This is a genomic window from Bizionia gelidisalsuginis (genome assembly GCF_008086185.1).
In the GTDB taxonomy this organism is placed as follows: Bacteria; Bacteroidota; Bacteroidia; order Flavobacteriales; family Flavobacteriaceae; genus Bizionia; species Bizionia saleffrena.
The window spans coordinates 19,179-38,167 of sequence record NZ_VSKN01000012.1 but is presented as its reverse complement, the minus strand read 5'-3'; the positions used below and the strand labels follow the sequence as shown (position 1 = coordinate 38,167).

General features: G+C 35.2%; 16 protein-coding genes. 3 read left to right on the top strand and 13 right to left on the bottom strand.

What is annotated here, in order from left to right; genetic code table 11:
- Nucleotides 1-18 precede the first annotated feature (18 nt).
- On the top strand, nt 19-468 hold the full coding sequence (locus ES677_RS09935; RefSeq protein ID WP_148369512.1) for a nucleoside deaminase: 450 nt from the start codon (nt 19-21) through the stop codon (nt 466-468).
- 104 nt (nt 469-572) lie between these two features.
- Here ES677_RS09935 and ES677_RS09930 read toward each other — a convergent pair whose 3' ends face one another.
- The 7 genes from ES677_RS09930 to ES677_RS09900 form a co-directional block, all read right to left on the bottom strand.
- On the bottom strand, nt 573-803 hold the full coding sequence (locus tag ES677_RS09930) for a hypothetical protein (RefSeq protein WP_148369511.1): 231 nt from the start codon (nt 801-803) through the stop codon (nt 573-575).
- A 4-nt stretch (nt 804-807) separates the two neighbouring features.
- Nucleotides 808-2,598 carry a chloride channel protein gene (locus ES677_RS09925; protein ID WP_148369510.1) on the bottom strand — a complete coding sequence of 597 codons (1,791 nt, stop codon included), beginning with the start codon at nt 2,596-2,598 and terminating at the stop codon, nt 808-810.
- 94 nt (nt 2,599-2,692) lie between these two features.
- Entirely contained in the window at nt 2,693-4,444 is a 1,752-nt protein-coding gene (gene aspS, locus ES677_RS09920) for an aspartate--tRNA ligase (RefSeq protein WP_148381153.1), read from the bottom strand.
- Between the two features lie 101 nt (nt 4,445-4,545).
- The gene (locus tag ES677_RS09915) at nt 4,546-8,043 is read right to left on the bottom strand and encodes an efflux RND transporter permease subunit (protein ID WP_148381152.1); all 3,498 of its coding nucleotides are present in this window, start codon (nt 8,041-8,043) and stop codon (nt 4,546-4,548) included.
- Nucleotides 8,043-9,224, bottom strand: a complete 1,182-nt coding sequence (locus tag ES677_RS09910) for an efflux RND transporter periplasmic adaptor subunit (protein WP_148369507.1) — start codon at nt 9,222-9,224, stop codon at nt 8,043-8,045. The genes ES677_RS09915 and ES677_RS09910 overlap by 1 nt, the downstream gene beginning before the upstream one ends.
- Nucleotides 9,225-9,251: 27 nt before the next feature.
- Entirely contained in the window at nt 9,252-10,571 is a 1,320-nt protein-coding gene (locus tag ES677_RS09905) for a TolC family protein (protein ID WP_148369506.1), read from the bottom strand.
- Nucleotide 10,572: 1 nt separating this feature from the next.
- Nucleotides 10,573-11,190 carry a TetR/AcrR family transcriptional regulator gene (locus tag ES677_RS09900; protein WP_148369505.1) on the bottom strand — a complete coding sequence of 206 codons (618 nt, stop codon included), beginning with the start codon at nt 11,188-11,190 and terminating at the stop codon, nt 10,573-10,575.
- Between the two features lie 121 nt (nt 11,191-11,311).
- On the opposite strand from ES677_RS09900, the gene ES677_RS09895 reads away from it, so the two are divergent.
- Nucleotides 11,312-12,286, top strand: a complete 975-nt coding sequence (locus ES677_RS09895; protein WP_148369503.1) for a polyprenyl synthetase family protein — start codon at nt 11,312-11,314, stop codon at nt 12,284-12,286.
- Nucleotides 12,287-12,289: 3 nt separating this feature from the next.
- A complete protein-coding gene (locus ES677_RS09890) occupies nt 12,290-12,640 on the top strand; it encodes a hypothetical protein (protein ID WP_148369501.1) in 351 nt (116 codons plus the stop codon).
- A 189-nt stretch (nt 12,641-12,829) separates the two neighbouring features.
- Here ES677_RS09890 and ES677_RS09885 read toward each other — a convergent pair whose 3' ends face one another.
- From ES677_RS09885 to nosZ, 6 genes are all read right to left on the bottom strand, one after another.
- Entirely contained in the window at nt 12,830-13,612 is a 783-nt protein-coding gene (locus ES677_RS09885) for an ABC transporter permease (protein ID WP_148381151.1), read from the bottom strand.
- Nucleotides 13,605-14,312 (bottom strand): ABC transporter ATP-binding protein, encoded by a 708-nt coding sequence (locus tag ES677_RS09880; RefSeq protein WP_148381150.1) that lies wholly within the window; start codon nt 14,310-14,312, stop codon nt 13,605-13,607. The genes ES677_RS09885 and ES677_RS09880 overlap by 8 nt, the downstream gene beginning before the upstream one ends.
- Nucleotides 14,306-15,541 (bottom strand): nitrous oxide reductase family maturation protein NosD, encoded by a 1,236-nt coding sequence (locus ES677_RS09875; protein WP_148369495.1) that lies wholly within the window; start codon nt 15,539-15,541, stop codon nt 14,306-14,308. The genes ES677_RS09880 and ES677_RS09875 overlap by 7 nt, the downstream gene beginning before the upstream one ends.
- A gap of 4 nt (nt 15,542-15,545) precedes the next feature.
- Entirely contained in the window at nt 15,546-15,983 is a 438-nt protein-coding gene (locus tag ES677_RS09870; RefSeq protein WP_148369493.1) for a nitrous oxide reductase accessory protein NosL, read from the bottom strand.
- A gap of 30 nt (nt 15,984-16,013) precedes the next feature.
- On the bottom strand, nt 16,014-16,631 hold the full coding sequence (locus ES677_RS09865) for a hypothetical protein (RefSeq protein WP_148381149.1): 618 nt from the start codon (nt 16,629-16,631) through the stop codon (nt 16,014-16,016).
- A 144-nt stretch (nt 16,632-16,775) separates the two neighbouring features.
- Nucleotides 16,776-18,743 carry a Sec-dependent nitrous-oxide reductase gene (gene nosZ / locus ES677_RS09860; protein ID WP_148381148.1) on the bottom strand — a complete coding sequence of 656 codons (1,968 nt, stop codon included), beginning with the start codon at nt 18,741-18,743 and terminating at the stop codon, nt 16,776-16,778.
- Between the last annotated feature and the right edge of the window lie 246 nt (nt 18,744-18,989).

The window sequence follows — 18,989 nt, the reverse complement described above, 5'->3', positions numbered from 1 at the left end:
TTTTTTATTTTTATTCTTATGGAAAACCCTTTTAACCCCACCTATTTTATGAAAAAAGCATTGGCTGAAGCTGAAGCTGCTTTCGAAAAAGGTGAAATACCAGTTGGCGCTGTAATAGTTATAGACGATAAAATAATTGCGCGCACTCATAATCTTACCGAACTACTTAACGATGTAACGGCTCACGCCGAGATGCAAGCCATTACGGCAGCATCGCATTTTCTAGGTGGAAAGTATTTACACAATTGTACGCTATACGTAACGTTAGAACCTTGCCAAATGTGTGCTGGTGCTTTATATTGGAGTCAGATAGCAACTATTATTTACGGCGCGAGTGATGCCCAACGCGGTTGCATTAATTTGAATACCAAACTACATCCTAAAACTAAAATTGAAGGTGGTCTTTTAGCTGAGGAAGCGTCTGCATTAATGAAACGTTTTTTTATCGAAAAGAGAAATCTTAATTAAAAGGTCTGCATTAGCGATTGATGCGGCATCCTTTTTTACTTTTTCGTAAAAAAGATAGAGCGGAAAGCGTGGCTTTTTTTCTAAAAAAAAGAATGTCCTAATTATTATTTACGACGTTCTTTATCGCGCATTTTATCTAAATTCTCTTTAGTTATCATGTATTCTTTAATATCTCTTCCTTTCCATCGGTGATAAGAGAATAGCGGAATGAATACGAAAAACAACCCTAATACGCCGCCGCCTATAAGTTTTTCTCCATAACTTACGTCTAGATTGTATCCTAGAATAATACTGGTTACACAGACGATAAAAACGATTAGGAGTATATATTTCATAATATTATTTAGTGTAATTTATTAATTGACGTCTGTAAGCCGTTAACAGCTTAGATTTCGAGATAAAACCGATGTACACATTGTTTTGAACAACGGGAAGATTCCAAGCGCCACTGTCTTGAAATTTCTTCATAATGCTTGTCATTTTATCGGTTGTAAAGTTAATAATCTCTGGTGGTTTCTGCATTACTTCGCTGGCTAAAACATCGTTATAAAGCGTCTGATCGAACATTATAGAACGGATATCGTCTAGCAGAATGACGCCTCTAAGCTCTTTTGTTTCTTCGTCGACTACCGGAAATATATTTCTATTTGATTTTACTACCGCCTGATGTACAATCTCACCAAGTGTCATTTTGGTCGTTATAGTTACAAAATTGGTTTCGATAACTTTATCAATTTCCATTAAGGTAAGCACGGCGTGATCTTTATCATGCGTGATTAATTCGCCTTTTCTACCCAGTTCCATCGCATACACAGAATGTGGTGCAAATATTTTTGTAATACCGAAAGAAATAGCAGCGGTAAGCATTAAGGGTACAAACAACTCGTATCCGCTAGTAAGTTCGGCAATTAAAAATATTGCTGTTAATGGAGCATGCAATACTCCGGCCAGTAACCCGGCCATTCCTACCAGTGTAAAATTACTTTCGGAGATTGGCGCGTTAAGGAGACCGCAGTTGTTCGCTATTTTAGCCACACAATTCCCCATTATACCACCCATAAATAGCGTTGGAGCAAAAATACCTCCAACACCACCTGCACCAAAGGTTAACGCACTAGCAATGACTTTAAATATCACTAAACCAAGAAGCAGCGTTATAACAATCCAGACGTTAGACAAGTCTAAATTAAAGAAATTATTAACCATCGCCTTTTCCGGGTTCCCTGCTATTAAATTATTTAAGACATCGAAACCCTCACCATAGAGCGGAGGAATAAAATAAATTAAAATACCAATAGAAATACCACCGATAAGAAAACGCTTGACGGGTGAAGCTATGCCATCAAAAAAGTTTTGAATCCGGTCGTAGACTTCGGTAAAATAAATAGAGACAAAAGCGGAACAAATTCCTAAAATGATATAGAATGGAATATCGCTTAGCGTAAACCCTTCTTCTATTTTAAAGGGTAATAAAATATCGTCACCAAAAAAGAAATAGGACGTAAAAATCCCCGAAAGCGATGCTAGCAGTAGCGGCAACATAGAGACTATTGTTAAATCCAAACTAAACACCTCTACCGCAAAAATAATGGCGGCAACGGGCGCTTTAAATATGGAAGACAACGCGCCTGCAGCGGCACAACCTATTAAGAGTGTTTTCGTTTTCTGATTCATTCTAAACATTCTCGAAATGTTAGAACTTATAGCGGCTCCCGTCGCCACTGTTGGTCCCTCTAACCCTACAGACCCCCCAAAACCAACGGTTATAGGAGCTGTTAAAATAGACCCCAACATTTGGTACCGTTTCATAATACCTTTACGCTTGGAAATAGCGTATAACGTCGAGGGGATACCATGGCTCACCTTGTGCCTAATAACATATTTCATTATTAGGTACACTAAGGCAAACCCAATTATTGGAAACACAAAATAAAACGCATTATGTAAATAATTAAGTAAATTATTCTCTAATAAATGCTGAATAAAATGCGTTAAATTTTTTAATACAACGGCCCCTACTCCAGACGTAAAACCGACTAGAATACTTAAAATGTAAACAAATTGCTTATGCGAAATATGCTTTGCTCTCCAAATTAATATTTTTTTAAATATGGGATGTTTTCCTTGCATTATATTGCTATACTATTTAAAGGCATAGATTGTATTATGGGTACAATATAAAATTATCAAAGAATCCTGCAACTGGCAGGATTCTTATCCTTTTCTATTTCAGATCTAATTTTAAACTTAGTTCTTTGAGCTGTTTTTCGTCTATTGCAGCAGGAGCATCGATCATAACATCGCGACCTGAATTATTTTTAGGAAACGCAATAAAGTCTCTAATCGTTTCTTGCCCGCCTAATATAGCGACCAATCTGTCTAATCCAAAAGCTAAACCTCCGTGTGGTGGTGCGCCATATTCGAAAGCATCCATTAAAAAGCCGAACTGAGCTTTCGCTTCTTCTTTAGAGAATCCTAAATGTTTAAGCATAATACCCTGTATTTCTTTATCGTGAATACGAATAGAACCGCCGCCTATTTCATTACCATTTAATACTAAATCGTAAGCATTGGCTTTAACGTCACCCGGATTTGAATCTAATAATTCTATTTGCCCCGGTTTTGGTGAGGTAAACGGATGGTGCATAGCGTGGTAACGCCCCGTTTCTTCATCTAATTCTAATAACGGAAAATCCATTACCCAAAGCGGAGCAAATTCGTTAGGCTTACGTAACCCTAAACGCTCTGCCAATTCCATTCTTAACGCACTTAATTGTGCTCTTACTTTATTTTTATCTCCCGAAAGGATACAAATTAAATCACCCGCTTTTGCACCAGTAACTTGTGCCCATTGTGCTAAATCGTCTTGGTCGTAAAACTTATCTACGGAGGATTTAAAGCTTCCATCGTCATTACAACGCGAATACACCATTCCTAAGGCTCCTACTTGCGGACGCTTCACCCAGTCGATTAATTTATCGATTTCTTTTCTTGTGTACGTATTTCCGCCAGGAACAGCAATACCAACTACTAGTTCTGCCGCATTAAATACGCCAAACTCTTTATGTTGGGCTACTGCGTTTAATTCGCCAAACTCCATTCCGAAACGAATGTCTGGTTTATCGTTTCCGTATAAACGCATCGCGTCGTCGTAAAGCATTCTCGGAAATTTATCTACAGTAACACCATTTACTTCTTTAAGTAAGTGTCGTGTTAATCCTTCAAAAACATTTAAAATATCTTCTTGATCTACAAACGCCATTTCACAATCAATTTGTGTAAATTCTGGCTGTCTGTCGGCACGTAAATCTTCATCTCTAAAGCATTTTACAATCTGAAAATACTTATCCATTCCCCCTACCATAAGCAATTGCTTAAAGGTTTGTGGCGATTGTGGCAAAGCATAAAACTGACCCTCGTTCATGCGACTAGGTACCACAAAATCTCGTGCGCCTTCCGGTGTAGATTTAATTAAGTACGGTGTTTCAACTTCTATAAAACCTTCATTAGATAAGAAGTTTCTAACCTGCTGTGTCACTTTATGTCTAAAAATCAAGTTGTTTTTTACGGGATTTCTACGTATATCTAAATAGCGATATTTCATACGTAAATCTTCGCCACCGTCGGTTTTATCTTCAATAGTAAACGGAGGTAAAAGTGATTCGTTTAAAACTGTTAATTCTGATACTAACAATTCGATATCACCAGTCGGCATGTTCGGGTTTTTTGAAGCGCGCTCAATCACCTTTCCTTTGACTTGTATAACAAACTCTCGACCCAATTTCTGGGCGCGATCCATCATTTCTTTTGGCGTACGCTCTTCATCGAAAACGAGTTGAGTAATACCATAACGGTCGCGCAAATCGACCCAAATAATAAATCCTTTATCTCTAGATTTTTGTACCCAACCAGAAAGGGTAACTTCTGTATTTATATGCGATGCATTTAATTCGCCGCAAGTATGACTTCTGTACATAGTATGATTTTATAACTGCAAATTTAATATTTATTATTTGATGAGATACAAAAAGCCTGTGATTATAATAGTCACAGGCATTTTACTTTTTTATTTAAATTTTACTCTTCTACAACAACGACATCTTCTGTTTTGTCAGACATTTTTTCTCTCAACCACATTTTAAATTTCATTATTAAGAAAAATAAAACCGGTACCAGTATTAAGGTTAAGAAGGTTGCTATTAACAATCCGTAAATAACGGTCCATGCTAAAGGCCCCCAAAACACTACGTTATCACCTCCCATATAAATGTTCGGATCGAAATCTGAAAACAAGGTGAAGAAGTTAATATTTAACCCAATCGCCAATGGCACTAAACCTAAAATGGTTGTAATAGCCGTAAGTAAAACGGGTCTTAAACGCGCTTTACCAGCTTTAACTATACTTTCGTAAAGATCGTTATGCTCTAAATACTCGTGTTTTTCTAAATCGAGTTCGTGCTTTTTTCTATCTATTAGTAACTGCGCGTAATCTAAAAGCACCACACCATTATTAACTACAATACCAGCTAGAGAGATAATCCCTACCATTGTCATCATAATAACGAAAGCACTTCCAGAGATAACAATACCTCCAAAGACACCTATTAAACTCAAGAAAATAGCCATCATAATAATTGCTGGTTTAGATATTGAGTTGAATTGAAAAATTAAAATAAAGAAAATAAGCCCTAACCCTACAAACAGCGCTTTCATTAAAAAGGCCATTTGTTTGTTTTGTTCTTCAATTTGACCTGTATAATCTACCTTTATGTTTCCTGGCAAGCCTTTGTAGCTTTTCATTTCATTCTGAACTTGAGCGACAATTGCTCCCGCATCGGTAAAACCGGGCGATAAGGCCGAGTACACTGTAACTACACGTTTAACATCTTTGTGTTTAATGGCACTAAACCCAGAGTTGTTTTTATGTTTAGACACGGCAGAGAGTGGAATGTTTTTAATTTGTCCCGTATTATCTCTAAAGGTTAAATTTTGATTAAACAAAGCACTCGTATTATAACGATTCTCTTCGTTAAAACGGATATAAATATCGTAATCCTCACCATCTTCTTTGTAAATACCGGCTTTGGCACCAAATATAGAATTACGCAATTGTTGACCAACCTGCGAAGCACTTACCCCTAATTCACCTGCTTTCTCTCTATCTATTTCTACAAGCATTGTTGGCTTGTCTTTATTCACATCAATTTTAAGTTCGTCAATTCCAGGAATATTCTTGGAATTAATAAATTCTCGCATTTTTTCGGCTGTGGCAATTAACTCGTCGTAATCGTCTCCTTCTATTTCTATGTTAATCGGTGAGCCTGCTGGCGGTCCATTGGCATCTTTCTCTACAGAAATTAAAACCCCAGGATAAATGCCGACTAACGCTTCTTGCACTTTTTGACGCAGCAGTTCACTGTCTTCACCACGGCGGTATTTAAATTCTCGCATCGATGCCGTTATCTTACCTTTATGCGGCATTTCGGCTGCTGATCCTCCATCGGTTCGCGGATTCCCTGCACCTTCTCCCACTTGAGACACCGCACTTTCGACTAAGAAATTATAACCATCATCTACATATTGATCGCTATTTAAAACAGAATATACGCGCTGTTCGATTTCTTTGGTTATCGCATTTGTTTTTTCAATGGCTGTACCTTGTGGATACTCGATGTATACAATAATTTGATTTGGTTTATTATCGGGGAAAAACTCCACCTTCGTGCGCTGTGTTGCTAAAGAAATACCGAAGACAATAAACGATACTATTAATAAAGCAAAAGTACCGATACTTAAAAAGTAAGGACGTTTTCCAGACAATGCGCCGCGTAATTGGCGCTCGTACCAGTTCTCCAACCGCACTAACGTTTTAGTTTGAAAACTATTTGCCCATTTACGAAGTAATAAGCGATACACCCAAAGCATAATAGCGGTAAACACCATTAACACACCCAAAGCACTATAATCACCGCCAAAAATAATGACTAATAGACCTATAGCCGCCATAATTACTGTAATACGGATAATTTTGTTTAGTGGCATATCTTTATCTTCGATACTCATAAAATTAGAGACCAATACCGAGTTGAAAAAGATTGCAACAAATAATGAAGACCCTAAAACAACCGATAGCGTAATAGGAAGAATCATCATAAATTGCCCCATAATTCCAGGCCATAATCCTAACGGAATAAATGCGGCAACCGTTGTCGCCGTAGAGATAATTATTGGGAAAGCTATTTCAGCAATTCCTTTTTTCGCTGCTTCTACACGCCCCATACCTTCTTCATCCATTAAACGGTACACGTTTTCTACTACCACAATACCATTATCCACCAGCATTCCTAGGCCCATAATAAGACCAAACAATACCATTGTGTTTAAACTCTGTCCCAATGCTTCTAGTATCATTAAAGACATAAACATAGACATTGGTATGGCAAAACCAACAAAAATCGCATTTTTAAATCCTAAAAAGAACATTAAAACCGTGACTACTAAAATAACACCAAAAATAATATTGTTTACCAAATCGTCTACTGCGGCGATAGTTACTGAAGATTGATCGTTGGTAATTGTAACTTCTAAATCTTGTGGAAACACATCGCTTTTAGCGTGTTTAACAATCTCTTGAATTTTCTCGGCAGCATCCACCATATTTTTACCTGCTCGCTTTTTTACGTCGAGCATCACTACAGGTTTACCAAATTCTCGAGCAAACGTGGTACTTTCTTCCTCCTTAAAACGAACCTCAGCCACATCCTTTAAGTAAATAGCTTTTCCTTTTTCAGCTTTTACGACGAAGTTTTCTAATTCAGAAGGGGTTTCTATTTCTCCTAATATCCTAATCGTACGACGCTGTCCGCTGGCTTTTAAATTTCCTGCAGACATCGTTACGTTACCACCATTAATAGCGTTTATAATATCTGTAAAGCTAACTTCGGCCGCCATCATTTTATAGATATCTACAGCAACTTCCACCTCTTTTTCCTGAGCACCACGAATATCTGCTTTCTTAATTTCTGAAAGATCTTCGATATCATCCTGCAGATACTCTGCAAATTCCTTTAATCTTTCGATGGTATAATCTCCAGAGATATTAATGTTAAGAATCGGCATTTCTTCCGATAAGCTCAACTCAAAAACATCGGGCTCTACTTTAGCCCCATTAAATGTTGGCCAATCTTCTCCAGCGGTTTCAGAATCTATTTCATCTTTTACCTTCTGCTTTGCTTGTTCTACTGTAATATGCGCGTCGAACTCGATAATTACCATAGAATAATCTTCCTGCGACGTCGATGTGATTTCTACAAGATTACTAACAGTTCTTAGCTTGTCTTCTAACGGATCGGTAATTAATTTCTCTATATCTTCGGCTGTGTTTCCTGGATAAATAGAACTAATATAGATTTTGGTTTCGTTAACCTCTGGAAAACTTTCTCGCGCCATGCTAAAGAAGGCCGTAATTCCTAAGTAGAAAATAACAGCAATAAGTACATAAATAGTTGTCTTATTGTTTATGGCCCATGAGGATAACCCAAACTCTTTTTCGATTTGCTTTTTCTTTTTGGCCATTATTTTATGGTTTCAACGGTTAAAACTTTAACGATTTGTCCTTCTTTTACACTACGCGCTCCTTCTTGAATAATTTCTTCACCATCTTTAATACCGCTTAGCACTTCGATAACATCGCCTTGTGTTTTTCCTGTCTTGATAATAACCCGTTTTGCAACGCCTTCGCCAGCATCGTTTTTATCTTCTACCACATACAGATACTGTTCTCCATCTGCGTTTTCAGAAATAATACTTAAGGGTACAAGCAATGCCTTTTCGTTAGTATAGTCGTTAATTTTAAGACGAGCTGTTAAGTTTGGTTTTACTGTTTTCTCTTTATTTGGGATTGTAATTTTAACTTTAAACGTACGGTTTGTAGGATCTATAAAATTGGCTGCTTGCTCTACTGTCGTTTCTAAGGTTTTTCCTAAAACAGGAAAAGCAACTTCTACTTTATTCCCTTCCACAATGGTAGAGATATAGCGTTCGGGCACATCCGTTTCAATGTACATATCGTTTAAGTTAACAATACGAATTAATTGCGATTGCCCCGCAGAGACAACACTTCCTTGCTCGGTGATTATATTATCTATAGTTCCAGAAAACGGCGCTCTAACCATCGTTTTTGCAATTTGTTTCTGTAATTGATTCATCGATTCTTGCTGACCATCGTAGCTAGATTTTGCTTGTAGAAATTGTATTTCACTCCCAATTTGTTGATCCCAAAGTCTCTTTTGTCTCTCGAAGGTTGTTTTTGCTAAATCGGACTGGATTTTTAGTTGTGCCAATTGCTGACTTAACCCGCCATCGTCAATTTTCGCTAAGAGTTGTCCTTTTTTTACTTTTTCGCCCTCTTTTACGTACACATTAGTTAAAATACCGTTGTACTCGGGGGTAATAACGATTAGATTTTTAGTCGATACATTTCCTTGAATTTCTAAAATGTGATTAAACACTTCTTCTTTGGCTTTAAAGGTTGTTATAAGTGGCACATTTTTAACGGTATCTATTCTTGAAATCGCTTGATCTAATAGTTTTATTTTATCGTCAATCGTTTTCTGCTCTTCCACTAAACTAGTACGTTTTCCTCTAATTTTTTCTAAATTATTGCTATCTAAAACGCTTTCCACCGAGTTTTTTTTAGCGTCACCACAAGAGGACAAAAGAACTAAGACAATTAATAAAGGGTATATAATTTTCATTGTTATGATTTTTTAATGGGATATTGATTAGTTAGTTGGTCTGTTTAGCACCGTTTCTAATTCGGCTTTATTATTAATAACGTTAAGCATTGCTTGCAAAAACTCTTGTTGGGCCGCGTACAATTGCGTTTGTGCTTGACGCAATTCGAAACTAGACCCGACACCTTCAAAAAACTTAATTTGGTTTTTCGCCTCAATACGTTCTGATAAGTTTAAATTTTCTTTTTTGTTGCTATATTCTTCAATCGCTAATTGGTAATCACTTTTTGCAGCCGCTATTTCTAAACGTAATTGCTGTTCGGTTTCTACTAAATTAGATTCTGATTTTTCTAAATTAATACGGGCGCGTTGTGTTGAAGCACTACGCATTCCAGAACTAAAAACAGGAATACTTAGAGTCGCACCAAATGCGGCCGTCCCCACCCAAGTCTGGTTACGTGTCGTAAATTGAAACGCCTCGTTATTACCAATATAAGCGCCATTCAAAAAGGCGTTTAACGTTGGTAACGCTTTACTACGTTCTAAATCCACCAAAAGTTCTTTAGACACTTTATCGTTAACAGCAATTTTATAATCTATATTATCACTTACTGTTTCTGAGGCTTCTAAAAGCTCTAAATCCATATTCTGAGCCGTTAAAGATTCTAAATCGTCGGTTAAATCAAGAGGGGTCTTTACATCCAATCCTAAAGTAATATTTAACATTTGGTAGGCAATTAGATTAAGACGTTGCGTATTATTTAGCTGACTTTTAACACCTGAAAGTGTTATTTTAAGTTGCTCTACGCTTTCTTCTTCTTCTAGTCCATTTTCGAAAATTTTGGTTGTTTCATCCACATTTTTCTGTAGAATAGCAATATTACTATTTATAATAGCTAAACTTTCTTCAGACAGTAAAACGTTTCCATAGGCATTAACAACGGCTTCACGAATTTGTAAATCGGTTTTTTCTTTGGCATTTCTAGAAATTTCCAGAAAGACTTTTGCCGCTTGTAAACCTACTATATAAGACCCATCAAAAATTTTCTGATTTAATACTGCTCCAACCGTCATCGATTGTTTTGCACCAAAATCAACATTTCCGTCACCATCAAAATCGATACCTTCAAACTGTTGTTTTATATTATTTTGGTAGTCGATATTACCACTTAATTGTGGCAATCCAGACGCAATAGTTTCCCACTTTTGTTGTTTTGCAACGTCCACGTCGCGCTCTGCATTTAATACCGCCCTGTTATTGACTAGAGCAAAATTTATTGCTTCCTGCAAAGTAAAACGTTGTACATTCTCTTGAGAAAACAAGCTTACAGTAAACAAGAAAAATAAAAAGGTTATTTTGTTTTTCATTTTAGTTTAAAATTGGGTTTTTAGTTATTTTGGTCTGCTTCTCCAGGGTTTCTACACCTAATGGCGTACAAATACCACGTAAATGATATTCTATAAAATGTTCCATAAGCATATTCATCGAGAATTTTTTCAAAGGAAAAATATCTTTGTCTTTTATAGCAAAGATAGTATTGAAATAAATTTTAGAAATAAAATCGATGTCGATAGTCTCCCGATATAAGTTTAAGGCCATTCCCCTTTTTAAATTACTTTTTACACAATCTCCCATAACACAAGATTGCTCTGTTTTAATGGCTTTAAATATTTTAGGATAATATTTTTGAAGCTGATATTGAGGTGATGATTTTTCGTCCTTTAAATGTTCTAAAACAAAACACTTAATTTGATAAATTTCTTCAATAGGATTTTTCTCTTCTTTAATAATAGCTTCAATTCCTATAGTTATATTCTCGAAAATAGACCACGTCACGGCTTCTACCAGTTTTGTTTTATTGTCAAAATGCTGATATATCGTCTTTTTCGAAATCCCTAACTCGTTAGCAATTTTATCCATAGTTACACTTTTAAACCCTAATGAAAGAAATAACTCGGTAGATTTTATAATAATATTTGTTCTCATAATTGAATGCAAAATTACAACAGGAAACTTTTAAAACCTAAAAAGTTTCCTAAGTCTTAATCATTTTTTAACATTATAGAAAAAGTAGGTGTAATATAAGTTTTTACATTATTTTTGCCGTATGCAAACAACACAACACTATCAAGCTGCGTTTTTAGAGCATTTAAAAACGTTTACTTTTGAAAAAGAACCTAAAAACTTATACCAACCTATACATTATATATTAGAGCTTGGCGGTAAACGTTTACGTCCGGTTTTAACTTTAATGACGGCCGAAATTTTTAATTGCGACTCTAAAAAAGCACTAGATGCCGCATTAAGCATTGAGGTGTTTCATAATTTCTCTTTAGTCCATGACGATATTATGGACGCTGCTCCTTTGCGTCGTGGTAAGCAAACCGTGCATGAAAAATGGGATTTAAATACGGGAGTTTTATCGGGAGACGCGATGCTAATTATGGCCTATCAACTCTTCGAAAATTATGATGCTCATATTTTTAGAGCGCTTGCCAAATTGTTTAGCAAAACAGCTTTACAAGTCTGCGAAGGGCAACAATACGATGTCGATTTTGAATCGCGCGATGATGTAACCATTCCAGAGTATTTAAAAATGATTGAATACAAAACCGCTGTGTTAGTGGGTGCGGCAATGAAAATGGGCGCTATTGTTGCTAATGCTTCGGAAGAAGACCAAGATAAGATTTACGATTTTGGTCGCTTATTAGGAATAGCATTTCAGTTACAAGACGATTATTTGGATGCTTTCGGAAACCCTGAAACCTTTGGGAAACAAGTTGGTGGCGATATTATTGAAAATAAGAAAACGTTTTTATACTTAAAAGCATTAGAGTTTTCTAATGCCTCCGATCAGCATCAATTAAAGCAATTATTCTCGGTACATTTAGACGATAGTTCGGATAAAATTGAACTGATAAAAGAATTTTTTGTCTCTACAGGCTCGGCAGAGGTGACACAAAAAGAAATTGAAAATTATACTATAAAAGCCTTTAAAGTTCTTGATTCTTTAACCATTTCTGAGGATAAGAAGGAAAACTTAAAAGCCTTCGGAACCGATTTAATGAATAGAAAAGTCTAAACTATGAGACTTCCCACAACATTTAATGGCTTAATTGAAGAGGCGCAATCGTTAGCGTTGTACAACAAACTAATCCTTCAAATTAACAAGGACTTTTTGTTAGCCAATATCGATTTGAGTTTTGAAGAGACCGTTACGCCTTCAGAATTAAAACTGCTTGTTCACGAAACGGTCTATACATTAATTCAGGAGCGTTTTTCAGACTACCTTAATTTGCTGTATATAATAGATGTTTCAGAATCAAAAATTAAAGCATTGAACGGTGATGACACCGTACAACTTTCTGAGGAGGTGGCTTTTTTAATTTTGAAAAGGGAATGGCAAAAAGTATGGTTTAAAAATGAATATTCTTAATCTTTTAGCGCTATTACACCTTAGAATAATAGTTAATTAACGTTCTTAATTTATACCCTGAAGGGAATGCTTTCTCTACTATAATTATTACACCTGCTTTAAAGTTGCACCTTCCAGCCAACATCGGTAGCCACCGGCATGTCATTAATTGTAATACGCTTTAGCTACGATGCAACCTTAACTATTTGCTTAAAAATCTTTCTTCTTCGCTTTAAATAGAATTCTTAAGACGGGTAATATTATCCAAATAGTTAACATTGTAAAAGACACGATAAGTCCAAAGTTTGTACCAAAAAATTGCTTAAAGACGGCTCCAGTATACCCTAGAAGTGCCGAAATATCTAATTTTAAAAGAATAAGTGTTCTAGATAAATCTATTGGGTTTAACATTGTCCCAATTAGTGACAGTTTATCTAAAGGATAATCATCGAACATAACTAACGTCATTAAAAATAAGCCATCATAAATTATGGCTAGAAACAGCCAAAGTAAAATGGCATAACCAAAACCCTTAATCTTGTTTTCGTTAGATAACGCAATGTTAAATGCTAAAGCAGTAAATATTAAGGTTAAAAATGTGCCTGTAATTAGTAATAATGAAAAATCCCATATAGCACTACTTTCAAACACACCATAAAACACAAACGGAAGTCCTAAACCTAGAATTAAACTCATAGAAAGTGATAAAGCAACACCAAGATACTGTCCTAAAAATATGGACGAACGTTTTAAGGGTTGCGCTAAAAGCAATTCTGTAAATTCTTTTGAATTATAGTAATACATAACGCCAAAAATAGTACCTATTAAAGGCACCAATACAATAATAACATTCATTAAAGTGATAACCGCTTTAGATAAATCGTTGTTTAAAAACAAGAGTACAACGCCTAGTAATAAATAGAATGCAAAATAAACATAACTCCATCGGCTACGCATAAGGTCGTAAAAACTGTATTTTAATATTTTAAGCATGATTGTCTATAAGTATTGATGCTATTGCATGTTCAAAATCTGGTTGATTGGTCTTGTTTTTTAATTCGGAAATTGTGCCTTTAAAGTATATTTTTCCCTCTAATAAAAACACGATTTCGTCTGACACTTCTTCTACAAAACTCATAATGTGCGAGGTTATTAAAATGGTTTTTCCTTTAGCTTTTTCTTTCTGAATTAAATCTTTTAATCGTATTAGCGAGATAGGGTCTAAACCCGATGTTGGTTCATCTAGGATAATTAAAGGACTATCAAACATAAACGTTAATACAAGATTTACTTTTTGCTTGGTTCCACCAGAAAGATTGCCTAGTTTTTTGTCTAAAAAAGGCTCAAGTCTAAATAGCTCTATTAATTGGTCTTCTGCATTTGTAAACGCACGTAAATCTTTAATCATTTTAATTAATTCCTTCACTTTTAAATTGCTTGGAAAGTTTGCAATTTGAGGTAAGTAGTCAATTTTATGCCTGTAATCTGACTTCTTTTTGATGTTTTCGCCAAGTACAGTAATAGTTCCTTTATCTGGTATTACCATTCCTAAAACCGATTTTATTAAGGTTGTTTTCCCGGAACCATTGGGGCCGAGAACGGCAAAAATACCACCTTCGCTAATGGTTAGATCTAAACCACTTAACACTTGGTTTTTACCAAACCTTTTATGTAAGTCTTCAATAATTACCATAGTATTTTTTTTATTTGTGGATGGTCATCTAATAAATTATCAGGGGTGAAAATTGGCGACACTTTTTCGGAAAAATCAATAATATCTATAAACATACTTCGCAATAAAATAATGGTTTCGGGTGTGCGGTTTACAATGTAAGAAAACAGTTTTACGGGTCTATAAGGCACATCGCCAACACCGTCTTTATCGAGGTCGTAACCGGTGTAATTACTCCAATAATTTCTATTAAATTCATTGTCATTAACTTTGCTATTGTAAGCTATATCGAAGGAATTGTACAAGAAATTATTTTCTGTAAATATGTTTTTGTAGCACGCTCCTTTTACTTTAATTGCCCACCCATTATTTTTAAACGTATTGTGTTTGTAATTAATACGGTTTGTACCCTCTACATTAATACCTATAGTATTATCGGCAAACGTGTTACCTACAATTTCGGCATCATTTATTTCTTTAAGCAATAAGCCATATGATGCTGTCCCCCAATTTTCTTTAAAAATGTTATTATACATTTTAATACGCTTTGAAAACATTACCGCTACTCCAGCACCATTATTTTCAAAAGTATTATCCTCGTAGATATCGTCGTTAGAGAACATAAAGTGTAAGCCATAGCGCACATTTAAAGCGCTTACATTATTTTTAATCGTGCAACCATCAGAGAATTCTAAATAAATCCCATCGCGAACGTGTTGTATAAAATTATGTTCAATTTGAATATTTTTACTATACCATAATTGAATACCATTTCCAGAGTTATACTCCTCAACAGCATCGCCTATTATTTTATTATGAAACACTTTCCCGTCTCTTGATTTTTCTATATAAATGCCGAAGAATAACTTTTCTAAAACTAAATTTTGAATTACAAAGTTTTTACTTTCTCTAACGCGAACGGCCGCATAATCTTCTGTATAACTTGTGCCAACATTTTTAATAAATAAGCCATCAAGCGTTACATTATCTGAAATAACCGTTATTATTTCGCCTTTAAATTCACCGTCAATTACCGGGTAGTCTTCCCCAATAATGGTTAACGGTTTATTGATAATAACGTCGTATTCTTTATAAGTGCCTTTCTTTACGATTATAGTATCAAAATCTTTCGCTTGCCTAATCGCCTCTTTTAAAGTTGAAATTTCACAATCACTACAAACCTCAAGAGCCTGAGAAATAGCGGCATTGGATATAAAAACGACGACCAAAAAACTAATTATATTTTTCATATTACTAGTCTTTAAATTTCCCTAGTATTTCTTTCCAGGTATATAGTTCACCACCTTTTTCTATTTTTACATTTTCTGCATCAGCCTTGTTTTTAAAAGCCGATAAAAAAGCCCCCATCGGACTTGGTACATTCTTACTTATTAAAAAAGTAGCTTGTGTAGCATCGATTAAAATTCCTGGCTCTGTGTAGTTGTTAGATAAGTATAGTTCTATTTCTGAAGTATCGAATTCATCCATAAAATTAACCATACATTCGGTGGCATCAAATTTATAAACTTTGCCTTTTTTGGTTACAATTTCGGCGGCGTGAACTTTATCGACAATGGTCATCTTACAAAAATAGCAACCATCGCTACCGTAATCTATGGGTTTCGGTGATACATTACAACCAAAAAATAATAGTAGCAATCCCAGAGTTAAAGCGTATTTTAGTATTTGCATAATTTTAGTTTTTTATGTGCTAAAGTATTACTACGTTGTTTTTTTAAGACTAGCCCTTCTGCCTAACCAAAAAGCAACCAGCGTCAAAGACATACCTAAAAACAGGAGATAACCGCCTAAATCTGGTAGAGAAGTAACATCAAAATTTAACAGTTTTTGATATCCAAATAATGGTGGTTTATACGACATTGGTGTACCATCTGGATTCGTAACTTTTATAATTGCATTTGGGTCTAAATTGGTACCATAGTCTATTAACCAATTATTAAAATCGTACATACCCATAATTCCTAATATCGACATTAATACAAACCACCCCATATAGTATTTGTAATTTACTTTATTGAAATAACCTAATACCCCAATTATTACACCCAAAAGCACCATACCGATAATAACTTTAGGAAAAACTGTAAACTCCCACATTTCTTCTGCTTTAGGAATTGTTTTCATACCAATATAATGGTTTAAACCATCTATGTTTTGCAAATCGAATTCTTCAGCTCCTTCAATACCTTGAATATAAATACTCATCCCTAAGGGATCTGGATATTGTGGTGCTCCAAGTTCGATATCCCATAACGGAAATTTAAAAAGTCCTAATAATAGTAAAGAGCCTATTATCATTATAACGCTAGCCTTTTTCATGGTTTAATTATTGAATATTATTGTACAAATAAAGTTTTTGATTTAACAGATTGTAGTATTTTAAAAAGAAAGGCGAGAGCAAAAATTCTACTCTCGCCTTTTTAATAGGGAAATAAACACTAAAACAAAATCTCCCTAATATTTTTACTCAATATCTTCTCCTAACGACCATTTTATTGGCGTATCGCTATCTTCTGCAGAGACTCTAACATAACCTTGCATCTCTTGGTGTAAAGCAGAACAGAAATCGGTACAATAAAATGGCCACACACCAACTTCTTTTGGTTCCCAAACAGACGTTTTGGTTTGTCCTGGCATAACTAATAAGCCCGAGTTGTTTTGCCCTATCATTGCAAAACCATGTGGTACATCAAAATCTTGCTCTAAGTTTGTAATATGGAAGAATACTTTATCACCTACTTTAATACCTTCAATGTTATCTGGTGAAAAGTGACTTCTTATCGTTGTCATTTGAATATGAACTTCATTACCATTACGAATCACTTTAGTATCTGCATCAGATTTTGCAGCATACGGATGTTTATTATCTGCTAATTTGTAAATTTTTTGAGATTGATCCTTAATTATACTTGCAGGAATAGCTGCTGCATAATGTGGTTCTCCATGTGTAGGGAAATCTAAAAGTAATTCCATTTTATCACCAGAAATATCATATAACTGGGCAGAATGTTCTAATTCTGGACCAACAGGTAAATAACGATCTTTTGTTATTTTATTCATTACAAACATGTATTTTCCAAAAGGTTTTCCAGAGTTTCCTCCAGGAATAGCTAGATGACCAGGGGAATAGTAAGTAGGCTTTCTATCTATAACTTCCCACGTACCTAATTTCCATTTTACAACTTCCGAAGAAATAAAGAATGTAGTATAAGCATTTCCTTTACCATCAAACTCTGTGTGTAATGGTCCTAATCCTGGTTGCTCTACAACTCCTGCTAAAACATCTTCAAAATTTAAAATAGGAATTCCATACGCTTCACCAGCAAATTTTTCGTTTTTAATAGCATCTAACATTTTTGTAAAGGAATGTACAGTTAAGTTGGCTGAAAGTTTCCCATTACCTACAATATATTCTCCAGTAGGATCTACATCGCAACCATGCGGTGATTTTGGAGTTGGGATAAAGTATACAGCGCCAGGAACTTCTGATGGATTAACCACACGCACTTCTTTTTTCATAGTAGTCGTTGCCGTGTGTGTGACTTCGTCATATACATTATGTGCATAATTAGCAGGCATCATTGTCCCCCCACCATTATTTACGTATTCTTCAATTTTTTTCCAGTTTATAGCTGCAATAAAATCCTTATCGTTTTGAGATGCGTTGACCTCTAATAAAGTATTTGCTTCTTCTGTATTATAGGTAGTAAAAAAGAACCATCCATGGGATTTTCCACGTCCAGGGTGCGATAAATCGTAGTTGAAACCGGGCATTAGCACTTGGAATTTGATATCCATATTTCCTGTTTCTGGTGCCACGCTTATAAAAGATAAGGCACCTTGAAAATTACCTTTGTACTCTTTAATTGGCATATCACGTTGTGGAATTGGCACAGAAAAACGTGTACCCGCAACAACATACTCTGTGTTTTCTGTAACGTAAGATGAACTGTGGTTTCCTGCACTATTTGGAACTTCAATAATTTCTGTAGTTTCAAATGTTTTCAGGTCAATTTTTGCGATTCTGGGTGTATTATTTTCATTAATAAAAACAAAACGACCATCTACTTCTCCGTTTGTTTGCGAAATATCTGGATGGTGCGCATCGCCCCAAGGAATAAATCCATGAGAGGTATTTAACATAGGTTTCGTTTCTTCAGAATACCCATATCCAGAAGTTGGAAACTGAGAAAACACGGGGATTTCTTTAAACATTCTTCCAGAAGGCAATCCATAAACCGTTAAGTTACCACTATATCCTCCAGAAAGAAAGGCGTAGTGCGAATCGTGTTCGCCAGGGGCTACATATACTTTTTCTGCATTATTGCTAGATAATGCTCCACTCTTACTAGAGTTATCTGAGTTATTGCAGCTTGTAAATGCAAAAAGAACTGCTACAACTGCGAATGTTGATGTTATTAGTTTTTTCATTGGTGTTTTAATTTAAATTAGTATTTAAATTATTCTTTTGGTGATAATAAAAAAATTTCCCCACTGTGAATAATTCCGTTTTCTGCTGTATTATTTTCCATTATTTTCAATCCCAAATTTGTGATTTCTCATTCCTAACTTTTACTTCTATAATTCCATAAAAGCCCAATATGCTTTTGCTGCTAATTTGTTGTCTGACAACACAACGGTAGCACCTTTTAAAGTGTCTTAAAGTTATTTATATGA

Coding starts and splice junctions, on each gene's coding strand:
- ES677_RS09865 (WP_148381149.1), bottom strand. CDS start 16,631: ATGAAAAAGGCTAGCGTTATAATGATAATAGGCTCTTTACTATTATTA.
- ES677_RS09935 (WP_148369512.1), top strand. CDS start 19: ATGGAAAACCCTTTTAACCCCACCTATTTTATGAAAAAAGCATTGGCT.
- ES677_RS09875 (WP_148369495.1), bottom strand. CDS start 15,541: ATGAAAAATATAATTAGTTTTTTGGTCGTCGTTTTTATATCCAATGCC.
- aspS (WP_148381153.1), bottom strand. CDS start 4,444: ATGTACAGAAGTCATACTTGCGGCGAATTAAATGCATCGCATATAAAT.
- ES677_RS09870 (WP_148369493.1), bottom strand. CDS start 15,983: ATGCAAATACTAAAATACGCTTTAACTCTGGGATTGCTACTATTATTT.
- ES677_RS09900 (WP_148369505.1), bottom strand. CDS start 11,190: ATGAGAACAAATATTATTATAAAATCTACCGAGTTATTTCTTTCATTA.
- ES677_RS09895 (WP_148369503.1), top strand. CDS start 11,312: ATGCAAACAACACAACACTATCAAGCTGCGTTTTTAGAGCATTTAAAA.
- ES677_RS09915 (WP_148381152.1), bottom strand. CDS start 8,043: ATGGCCAAAAAGAAAAAGCAAATCGAAAAAGAGTTTGGGTTATCCTCA.
- ES677_RS09890 (WP_148369501.1), top strand. CDS start 12,290: ATGAGACTTCCCACAACATTTAATGGCTTAATTGAAGAGGCGCAATCG.
- ES677_RS09880 (WP_148381150.1), bottom strand. CDS start 14,312: ATGGTAATTATTGAAGACTTACATAAAAGGTTTGGTAAAAACCAAGTG.
- ES677_RS09930 (WP_148369511.1), bottom strand. CDS start 803: ATGAAATATATACTCCTAATCGTTTTTATCGTCTGTGTAACCAGTATT.
- nosZ (WP_148381148.1), bottom strand. CDS start 18,743: ATGAAAAAACTAATAACATCAACATTCGCAGTTGTAGCAGTTCTTTTT.
- ES677_RS09905 (WP_148369506.1), bottom strand. CDS start 10,571: ATGAAAAACAAAATAACCTTTTTATTTTTCTTGTTTACTGTAAGCTTG.
- ES677_RS09925 (WP_148369510.1), bottom strand. CDS start 2,598: ATGCAAGGAAAACATCCCATATTTAAAAAAATATTAATTTGGAGAGCA.
- ES677_RS09885 (WP_148381151.1), bottom strand. CDS start 13,612: ATGCTTAAAATATTAAAATACAGTTTTTACGACCTTATGCGTAGCCGA.
- ES677_RS09910 (WP_148369507.1), bottom strand. CDS start 9,224: ATGAAAATTATATACCCTTTATTAATTGTCTTAGTTCTTTTGTCCTCT.